We start from the raw sequence: 9883 nt of genomic DNA on the forward strand, positions 1-9883 counted from the left end.
AGTTAAAAATTCATTCACCTTTATACAATTAAATGATTGACACGGCTAACTCAATTAATGTAGTTCTTCTTGACCACGTTTGTTCCATGTTAGTATGAAGCTAAGCATTGCTAAAATACTAATAACAGTTAATAGTACAAAGCCAATGTCCCAACCAAAATGTTGCACGACAAATCCTAATACGATATTAGCCATTACAGCTCCAAATAAATAACCAAACAATCCTGTTAACCCTGCTGCAGTTCCAGCTGCTTTCTTAGGAACATAATCTAATGCCTGTAAGCCAATTAACATTACAGGTCCGTAGATAAGAAATCCAATGGCAACAAGTGAAACATTATCTAACCAAGCATTGCCTGGAGGGTTTAACCAATATATAAGTACAAATATTGTTACACCTAACATAAAGAAGAACCCTGCTGGACCACGGCGTCCTTTAAATAATTTATCAGATAAATAACCACATAATAACGTGCCTGGAATACCTGCCCATTCATATAGAAAGTAAGCCCAACCTGATTCACTTAGGTTAAACTGTTTCTCTTCACTTAAATATGTAGGCGCCCAATCTAACACACCATAACGTACAAAATAGACAAATATATTAGCAAAAGCGATTGCCCAAACCCATTTATTATTCAGGACATATTTGAATAAAATTTCTTTCGTTGTCAGTTCTGTTTCTAATGTTTGCTTAGATGATGTGGAATAATCATTATTATAATGTTCAATTGGTGGCAAACCTTGTGATTGAGGTGTATCTCTAATTAAACAGTATGAAATAATCGCAATAATGATGGCTAATATTGCTGGATAAATAAATACGCCTTCAAAACCTTTTAAATAACCAAAATTATATAGTGCTGTCATGGAAATACCCCATGTCGCTATAGGAGCCATTAACCCGCCACCAACATTATGAGCTACATTCCATATTGAAGTCTTACTACCACGTTCACTAACACTATACCAATGGACAAGCACACGACCTGAAGGTGGCCATCCCATACCTTGGAACCATCCATTTAAAAATAGTAATACAAACATAATTGTAATACTTGATGTAAAGAAAGGCACAAAACCAAGTAATAAATTTACAATCGCTGTTAGTATTAAACCTAAAGTTAAAAATATTCGCGCATTACTTCGATCACTAATGGTACCCATTACAAACTTACTAAAACCATAAGCAATCGAAATGGCTGAAAGCGCAATACCAAGTTCACCTTTACTGAAGCCGTCCTCGATTAATGATGGCATCGCTAATGAAAAGTTTTTCCGTAATAAATAATAACCTGCATAGCCTATGAAGATACCTAAGAACACTTGAAAACGTAGTTTCTTATAAGTGTCATCAACTTGATCCTTTGGCAAAGGTTCTATATGCTTTGCTGGTTTCAAAAATTTAAACATTGAATCACTCCTGACTTAATATACTTTTGATATATGATTTATAAAATATCATCATTATATTATATTCAAAAGTAAAATATAGCAAGGAGTTTTGCAGATTTTTATAAAATAGATAATCGTCTATAATTAGTTGGATATTAAAAAAGCGAGAATTAAAAATTCATATGCTCGCTTTTTCTATAAATAATTATAATATTTTGTTATTAGTCTATTTAATAAATTGACGATTTATCTTCATAATATTAAATACAATTTTTGACTAATATTACGTTACCTGCTGTTGCTGATATGGAATAGGATGATCTAATTCAAATTGAGCACCGGCCGTCATTTTCTTATATTGATAACCAAAGTAAGCAATCCATAATATGGTCAACACAAATGCGAGTATATAGCTTAAATTAAGGTCTAAGCCTAAACCAATTTTCTGGCTTAAAATATAAGTAAATATATTCCAAGTCATAAATACAGCTGGTATCGCTGCAACCCAGAAATTCTTTTTCGCAATTAATAAATACATGGCACCTACCCATAATGCCACTACAGCCGTTGTCTGGTTAGCCCAAGAGAAATAACGCCATAAAACTGTGAAGTCAACCTGTGTTAACCCAAAACTTATAACAAATAATGGTGCAGCAACTATAATTCTTTTTACAATACTGCGTTGTCCATAATTCAAATAATCTGCAATAATCATTCTTGCACTACGGAAAGATGTATCACCACTTGTTATCGGTAATATGATAACGCCTAATACAGCAATTGTACCGAAGACAGAACCTAATAATAGATGCGAAGCTTGACTAACTACTAGCGCCGCTTCACCTCGCGCTAATACATCATTTAAGCCATTATAGCCATTAAACAGACTCATTCCAGCTGCTGCCCATATCATTGCAATAATACCTTCTGCAATCATCATACCGTAAAAAATGAAACGACCATTCTTTTCCTTATTAGTTGTTCTTGAAATAATAGGTGTTTGAGTCGCATGAAAACCAGATAATGCGCCACAAGTAATGGTAAAGAATAATAATGGAAAAATAGATGCGCCATCCGGATGCATATTCTTCAAACTTAACTCAGGAATAGGAGCACCTGTTTGAATAAGACGGAAGCCAATGCCTACTGCACTTACTAAGAGTAAAGCACCAAATATTGGATATATACGGCCAATTATTTTATCTATTGGTAAAATTGTAGAAAGTATATAATATACAAAAATAACAAATATAATAATACCTAGAGCAATACGACCATCCATTAAATTATGTAAAAGTAAGGCAGGACTTGTTACAAAAACTGTACCAGTTAACAACAATAATAAAATTGAAAATATATTAACGAAATGTTTCATAACTTGTCCCAAAAATTTACCTGCAAGTTCAGGTAAATGTGCCCCTTTGTTTCTTATCGAAATCATTCCAGTTAAATAATCATGTACAGCACCTGCAAATATACAGCCAAAAACAATCCAAATAAATGCTACTGGACCATATAAAGCCCCCATAATCGGACCAAATATAGGACCAACTCCTGCAATATTCAATAATTGGATTAGTGAATTAGATGATGTTTTCATAGGTAAATAATCTACATTATCCCTTTGATGATAAGCTGGCGTAGGACGCTCTTCTTTTGTTCCGAACATTTTATCGATATACTTCCCATAAGTGAAATACCCAATAATAAGTATAATAATAGAAACTATAAATGTAATCATGTTACCATTCCCCCTTAAGATAACGTGAAAGCGTTTTCTTAATTTAATCATAAATAGTAATTTTTCACAATATTCCGTTATTTTTTTATTCTAATTTGTTTCATAGAAAGTCTTAATATTATTATATGAAGCACAATCCATGCTCACCTAATTTTTCCAATTGATTACCCAATTTAACAAAGATAACTACATGGCTAGTTTTCGATTATTGCAAAATACTGTTGTTGTAAATCAGACGACAAACATATAAAACCTACTAATATAAAAGCAATCAATAAATAGTTAAAGGTCGAGACAAATGGATGCCTCGACCTTTATTAATCTAATATTTATATAATTTAATTTTTATTTCATAGTAATCATCGTGATCTTTAGCTTGATGTTCGAATTTAATACCACTTTTTTCAATAGACTCTAAACTTTGACCAACTGCTTCACGTGCATCAGTTAAGTCTTTTTCAAATTCAAATCTACGGGCTTTAACTTTTTCAGGGCCAAGCTTTTGTTTAACTCGTGCTTCTGTTTGTTTCACATTTAGTTTTTGGCTAATAACTGTTTCGACCAAGTCAACTTGATCTTCTTCTGATAAACTTAACATCGCACGTGCATGACGCTCTGTAATCTTGCTTTCACGTAGACGTTCTATTACTTTAGGCGCTAGTTTTAATAGTCTTAATTTATTTGCTATAAAACTTTGGCTTTTACCGACACTTTTAGCCAATTCACTCTGCGTGGTATCACCAATATCTAATAGCTTCTTATACGCTTCCGCTTCTTCTATGACAGATAGATTTTCACGTTGAATATTTTCAATTAAAGCTACTACAGCCGTTTCTTCATCATCTAAATATCTGATGATTACATCCGCATGTGTTTTATTGAGTGTTTGTAACGCTCTAAATCTACGCTCACCAGCGATGATTTCAAACATATCTTCTTCGATTGGACGTACTACAATCGGTTGTAGCAAACCATGTTCTTCTATAGATTCTGCGAGTTCTTTAATCTTATTTGGCTCAAATACTTGTCTCGGTTGATAACGGTTTGGCACAATGCGTTCGGTATGAATAGATTCAACGTTATTATGATCCTCTTCAATATAACCAACAATGTCATCTTTGTTCTTTAAACCAAATAATTTAGAAAAAGGTTTCTTCATTTATTATGCGCTCCCTCTAAATTAATTGTATTGAATTGAATTCTTTCTATTTTTCAAGTAACGGTGACTTATTCGGCGTTCCTGGTTTTCTTGGATATTTCTTAGGTGTTTGACTTCTTTTATCAATGATAATCATCTGTCTTTCACCTGCGTTTTCAGGTAATTCGTATGAAATGGTATCCAAAACTTTACCACCTAGGACACCTATACCAAAACGTGCTTCTTCCAATTCTTCTTCACCTTTAGAAGATTTTAAAGCAATAAATTGCCCACCTTTTTTAACTAATGGAATACACAATTCACTTAATACCGAGAGTCTTGCAACTGCACGTGCAGTCACAATATCATAAGACTCCCTGTAGTCTCCCTTACCAAATGTTTCAGCCCGATCATGTACAAAATTGACACGTTCTAAATCTAAAGCCTCTGCTAATTGGTTTAAAAAATGTATTCGCTTATTCAATGAATCTACAATCGTAACTTTTAAATTTGGAAAAATAATTTTTAAAGGAATGCTAGGAAAACCAGCACCAGCACCTATGTCACATATTGTTAATTCTTTAGTTAAATCCGTATAAAAACTAGCCGCAATTGAATCATAAAAATGTTTCAAATATACTTCATGTTCCTCTGTAATACTTGTTAGATTCATTTTTTCATTCCACTCTACAAGCATTTGATAATACGTTTGAAACTGTTGTCGTTGTTTGTCTGAAAGTTCAATTCCATGTGTACTGAGTTGCTTAGTTAACCATGTTACACTCATTTTAATTATTCACCCTTTGAATTTTACCTTGTTCAAGAAATACAAGTAAGATTGAAATATCGGCTGGATTCACACCTGAAATACGAGAAGCTTGTGCAATATTTAAAGGCTTAACTTCTGCTAATTTTTCTCTTGCTTCCGTAGCTAAACTATCTACTTTGCTATAGTCTAAATCCTCTGGAATTTTCTTCTCTTCCATACGTTTAACTTTTTCAACTTGTTGTAATGATTTATTGATATAACCTTCATATTTTGTTTGAATTTCAACTTGTTCTTCAACATCTGAAGGTAATTGATGTGTTTCATCCAAGATCTCAAGGATTAAATCATATGTCATTTCTGGGCGGCGTAGTAATTCTAAAGCTAATATGCCATCTTTTAGACGTGAACCGCCTTGTCCTTCAATAATTGCTTGTACACGTTCATTTGGTTTAACACGAATGCCTTGTAGACGTTCTTGTTCTGCTTTAATCATGTCGCGTTTTTCATTGAAGCGTGCATAACGTTCTTCAGAAACCATACCCAATTCATAACCTAAATCAGTTAAACGTAAATCAGCATTGTCATGTCTTAATAGTAAACGATATTCTGCACGAGAAGTTAATAAACGATAAGGTTCATTTGTACCTTTAGTAATAAGGTCGTCTATAAGTACACCGATATAAGCATCAGAACGACTTAATATGACTTCTTCTTTACCTTGAACTCTAGCTGCTGCATTAATACCTGCCATAATACCTTGGCCGGCCGCTTCTTCATAACCAGAAGTCCCATTAATTTGACCAGCTGTATATAAGTTTTTTATTTTTTTAGTTTCAAGTGTTGGCCATAATTGTGTAGGTACTAGTGCATCATATTCAATTGCGTAACCCGCACGCATCATGTCTGCTTTTTCTAAGCCAGGAATAGTTTCTAGCATTTGACGTTGTACATGTTCTGGTAAACTTGTTGATAAACCTTGAACATAAACTTCATTTGTATTTCTACCTTCTGGTTCCAAGAATAACTGATGACGCGGTTTATCATTGAAACGAACAAACTTATCTTCAATTGAAGGACAATATCTTGGACCAGTACCTTTAATCATACCTGAGTACATAGCTGATAAATGTAAATTATCATCAATGACTTGGTGTGTATCACCATTTGTATATGTTAACCAACATGGTAGTTGATCTAAAATATACTCTGTTGTTTCAAAACTAAATGCTCTACCCACATCATCGCCTGGTTGAATTTCTGTTTTAGAGTAATCAATTGTTTTTGCATTAACACGTGGCGGTGTTCCTGTTTTGAATCTAACTACATCAAATCCAAGGCCTCTTAAGTTATCAGCAAGTGAAATAGATGGTAACTGGTGGTTTGGACCACTAGAATACTTCATGTTTCCTAGTATAATCTCTCCACGTAAAAACGTACCTGTTGTGATGATTACTGCCTCTGCCCAGTATTCTGTTCCAATATTCGTACGCACGCCTTTAATTACATCGTCTTCAATCATTAAATCGTCCACCATACCTTGCATAATATCAAGGTTGTCTTCATCTTCAATTACTTTCTTCATTTCTTGTTGGTATAACACTTTATCAGCTTGAGCACGTAAAGCTCTAACTGCTGGTCCTTTACCAGTATTTAACATGCGCATTTGAATGTGTGTTTTATCAATTGTCTTGGCCATTTGACCGCCTAATGCGTCAATTTCACGTACAACAATACCTTTTGCTGGGCCACCAACTGATGGGTTACATGGCATAAACGCGATGTTATCTAGGTTAATTGTTAACATTAACGTTTTGGCACCACGTCTCGCTGAAGCAAGTCCAGCCTCAATACCAGCATGCCCGGCTCCTATTACTATTACATCATATTCTTGAGCCATAATTTTTCCTCCTTATTATTTTCCTAAGCAGAATTGACTAAATAACTGATCAATCAATTCATCACTTGCGGATTCTCCGATAATTTCACCTAAAATTTCCCAAGTTCTAGTTAAGTCTATCTGTATCATATCCATTGGTATGCCTGTTTCTGCTGCGTCTATAGCATCTTGAATTGTATTTCTTGCCTGTTTCAATAACGAGATGTGCCTTGAATTCGATACATATGTCATATCTTGATTTTGAACATCACCACCAAAGAATAAATCTCTGATTTGGATTTCTAATTGATCGATGCCTTCTTGTTTTAACATAGACGTTTGTATCAATGGCATATCGCCAATCATCTCTTTAACTTCATCAAGATCCAATTGTTTGTCTAAGTCCATCTTATTTACGATGACTATAGCATCTTCATTTTTAATAACTTCGTATAATTTGCGGTCTTCTTCAGTCAATCGCTCATTATAATTAAGTACAAATAAGATTAAATCCGCTTCGCCAAGTGCTTTTCTAGAACGCTCTACACCAATACGTTCTACTATATCTTCAGTCTCACGTATACCAGCTGTGTCTACAAGCCTTAATGGTACGCCTCTTACATTAACGTATTCTTCTAATGTATCTCTTGTTGTTCCAGGTACTTCGGTCACTATAGCCTTGTTATCTTGAATAAGATTATTGAGCATAGATGATTTACCTACATTTGGTTTACCAACTATTACTGTAGCTAATCCTTCTCTCATAATCTTACCTTGCGTACCTGTATCAAGTAATTTATTAATTTCAGTTTTAATGTTATTAGATTTATCCAATAATACTTCTGTTGTAGCATCTTCTACATCATCATATTCTGGATAATCTATGTTAACTTCAACTTGTGCGAGGATTTCGAGAATGGATTGTCGCTGTCGTTTGATCATATCACTTAAACGACCTTCTATTTGATTCATTGCAACTTTAGACGCACGATCGGTCTTAGAACGAATAAAATCCATAACTGCTTCGGCTTGAGATAAATCAATACGACCATTTAAAAACGCACGTTTCGTATATTCACCCGGTTCTGCCATACGCGCACCATAGGTCATTGTTAATTCTAATATCCTATTTATTGTCAAAATACCGCCATGACAGTTTATTTCAACAATATCTTCTCTTGTAAAAGTTTTAGGTGCTCTTAATACACTGACCATAACTTCTTCTACTACTTCATTTGATTCAGGATCAATGATATGACCATAATTAATGGTATGCGATGCCACATCTTCAAGCTTTTCTTTACCCTTAAATAACTTATCTGCAATTTCTACTGAATCAACACCAGATAAACGTACGATTCCTATGGCCCCTTCGCCCATTGGCGTGGATATACTCGTTATCGTATCTAAATCCATCATCCATCTCGCCTCCTTTTGAACTCATTTTTTGTCATTATAATATTTTAAAGACTTTCCTATTAAAAAGCGAACATATTGTTTCGAAAAATTTAAAAATACGTCAAAAGTAAGGCTTAGGTTTGTCTGAGGTTAGGCTTACTTCAGTCTTATTTTAGCCTCCCCTACCCTACTCAAATACGCTTATTAAAAACTTTCGCTATTTTCAAAACATGTTCTAAGCTACCTTGTATTTGTAATGTGTCCATGTGTTTTGCTGGTTGCCTTGCAATTACAATAATTTCTATTGGTATAATATCTTCCTTATGAACTTTAAAGTTTTCTCTAATTGCTCTCTTAATTCGATTTCTAACAACTGCATTACCTAACTTTTTAGAAACACTAATACCTAATCGAAAATGTTCAAGCTCTTTATTAGCTTTTGTATATACCACAAACTGTTTATTAGCTACTGATTTCCCTTTTTTATAAATGAATTGAAAATCACTATTCTTTTTAATTCGGTACGCTTTCTCCACCAAACATCACTCACTTATCTATTCATTACATATATTCACATCTATATATGTTATATCTATATCCGTCATTGTCTTAAAACAACAATTAAAATCAGCGTATTCACTAATCATTTTGCTAAATTAAAACCAAAAAAAAGACCACTGATGAGTCAGTGATCTTATGCTGATAATACTTTACGGCCTTTACGACGACGACGCGCCAAGACTTTACGACCATTTTTTGTGCTCATGCGTTTTCTGAAACCATGAACTTTACTATGTTTACGTTTATTTGGTTGATAAGTACGTTTTACCATGCAAAAACACCTCCATCTTTATTCGGTTCTATACTATTATAATAGATAAATTAATATACGTTTCTGCCTTTAAGTCTTGATTTAACTGTTATTAATTTCTAGTCATAATTCAAGCAACTACTACAATATAACAAAATATATTTTATAAAGCAAGTATCAATTTAAGCGCTCTTCTAAAATAACTTCAGAGCAATAATACTATTTCTTTAACTATTTATAATGAAGAAACTTAACAACTATCACTTCAATATTGTTGTTGAATTGTATCATACTCCCTCTTTTGAACATAGCCATCTATGGCTAATTTCTATTATACATTTTTCATACATGTTTTATAAATTATTTCCCAAGCCCACAAAATGCTAAAAATTTGATATACTGTTTATTCCTTAAAATTATCCACTTATACACAGTAGAACATTACATATTTGTGGATAAATTATATATTATTCACAGGATTCTATACGATTTAACAACATATTCACACCCATTTGACAGAGGTTAATGTTAAAAAGTATAATTGTGTGGATAAGTCATGTAGATATTGATAGATACAGGGTTTAATTTATTAAATTATATTGTGAAAGTCTGTGTATAAATCATAGAATTAGATTAGTTATCCACCGATTGTGTGTAACTTGTGGATAATTATCAACAGGCTGTGATTCTTTTTAATTACACTTGTTACTTTTGTGTATAACTTTTAAAATTTACGAAAGTTGGAGTTAGTTATT

Annotated in this window: 8 protein-coding genes; all 8 read right to left on the reverse strand. The window is 33.3% G+C overall.

Annotation, left to right across the window (positions count from 1 at the left end; genetic code table 11):
- Positions 1-54: 54 nt before the first annotated feature.
- The 8 genes from glpT to rpmH all read right to left on the reverse strand — a co-directional run bounded on the left by glpT (position 55) and on the right by rpmH (position 9149).
- Positions 55-1413, reverse strand: a complete 1359-nt coding sequence (gene glpT, locus LG295_RS13690) for a glycerol-3-phosphate transporter (protein WP_107557441.1) — start codon at positions 1411-1413, stop codon at positions 55-57.
- Positions 1414-1678: 265 nt separating this feature from the next.
- The gene (locus LG295_RS13695) at positions 1679-3136 is read right to left on the reverse strand and encodes a carbon starvation protein A (RefSeq protein WP_107529954.1); all 1458 of its coding nucleotides are present in this window, start codon (positions 3134-3136) and stop codon (positions 1679-1681) included.
- A 322-nt stretch (positions 3137-3458) separates the two neighbouring features.
- Complete coding sequence (locus tag LG295_RS13700; RefSeq protein WP_107529955.1) at positions 3459-4295, reverse strand: ParB/RepB/Spo0J family partition protein; 837 nt, start codon at positions 4293-4295, stop codon at positions 3459-3461.
- A 46-nt stretch (positions 4296-4341) separates the two neighbouring features.
- Positions 4342-5061: a 16S rRNA (guanine(527)-N(7))-methyltransferase RsmG gene (gene rsmG / locus LG295_RS13705; protein WP_107557442.1), complete on the reverse strand. Its 720-nt coding sequence runs from the start codon at positions 5059-5061 to the stop codon at positions 4342-4344.
- A gap of 1 nt (position 5062) precedes the next feature.
- Entirely contained in the window at positions 5063-6940 is a 1878-nt protein-coding gene (gene mnmG / locus LG295_RS13710; RefSeq protein ID WP_107529957.1) for a tRNA uridine-5-carboxymethylaminomethyl(34) synthesis enzyme MnmG, read from the reverse strand.
- A gap of 15 nt (positions 6941-6955) precedes the next feature.
- Positions 6956-8335, reverse strand: a complete 1380-nt coding sequence (mnmE, locus tag LG295_RS13715; protein WP_107529980.1) for a tRNA uridine-5-carboxymethylaminomethyl(34) synthesis GTPase MnmE — start codon at positions 8333-8335, stop codon at positions 6956-6958.
- Between the two features lie 173 nt (positions 8336-8508).
- Positions 8509-8853 (reverse strand): ribonuclease P protein component, encoded by a 345-nt coding sequence (rnpA, locus tag LG295_RS13720; RefSeq protein WP_107529958.1) that lies wholly within the window; start codon positions 8851-8853, stop codon positions 8509-8511.
- 158 nt (positions 8854-9011) lie between these two features.
- Positions 9012-9149 (reverse strand): 50S ribosomal protein L34, encoded by a 138-nt coding sequence (rpmH, locus tag LG295_RS13725; RefSeq protein ID WP_000240855.1) that lies wholly within the window; start codon positions 9147-9149, stop codon positions 9012-9014.
- Positions 9150-9883 lie beyond the last annotated feature (734 nt).

The organism is Staphylococcus pseudoxylosus, assembly GCF_044794325.1.
Taxonomy (GTDB): Bacteria; Bacillota; Bacilli; order Staphylococcales; family Staphylococcaceae; genus Staphylococcus; species Staphylococcus pseudoxylosus.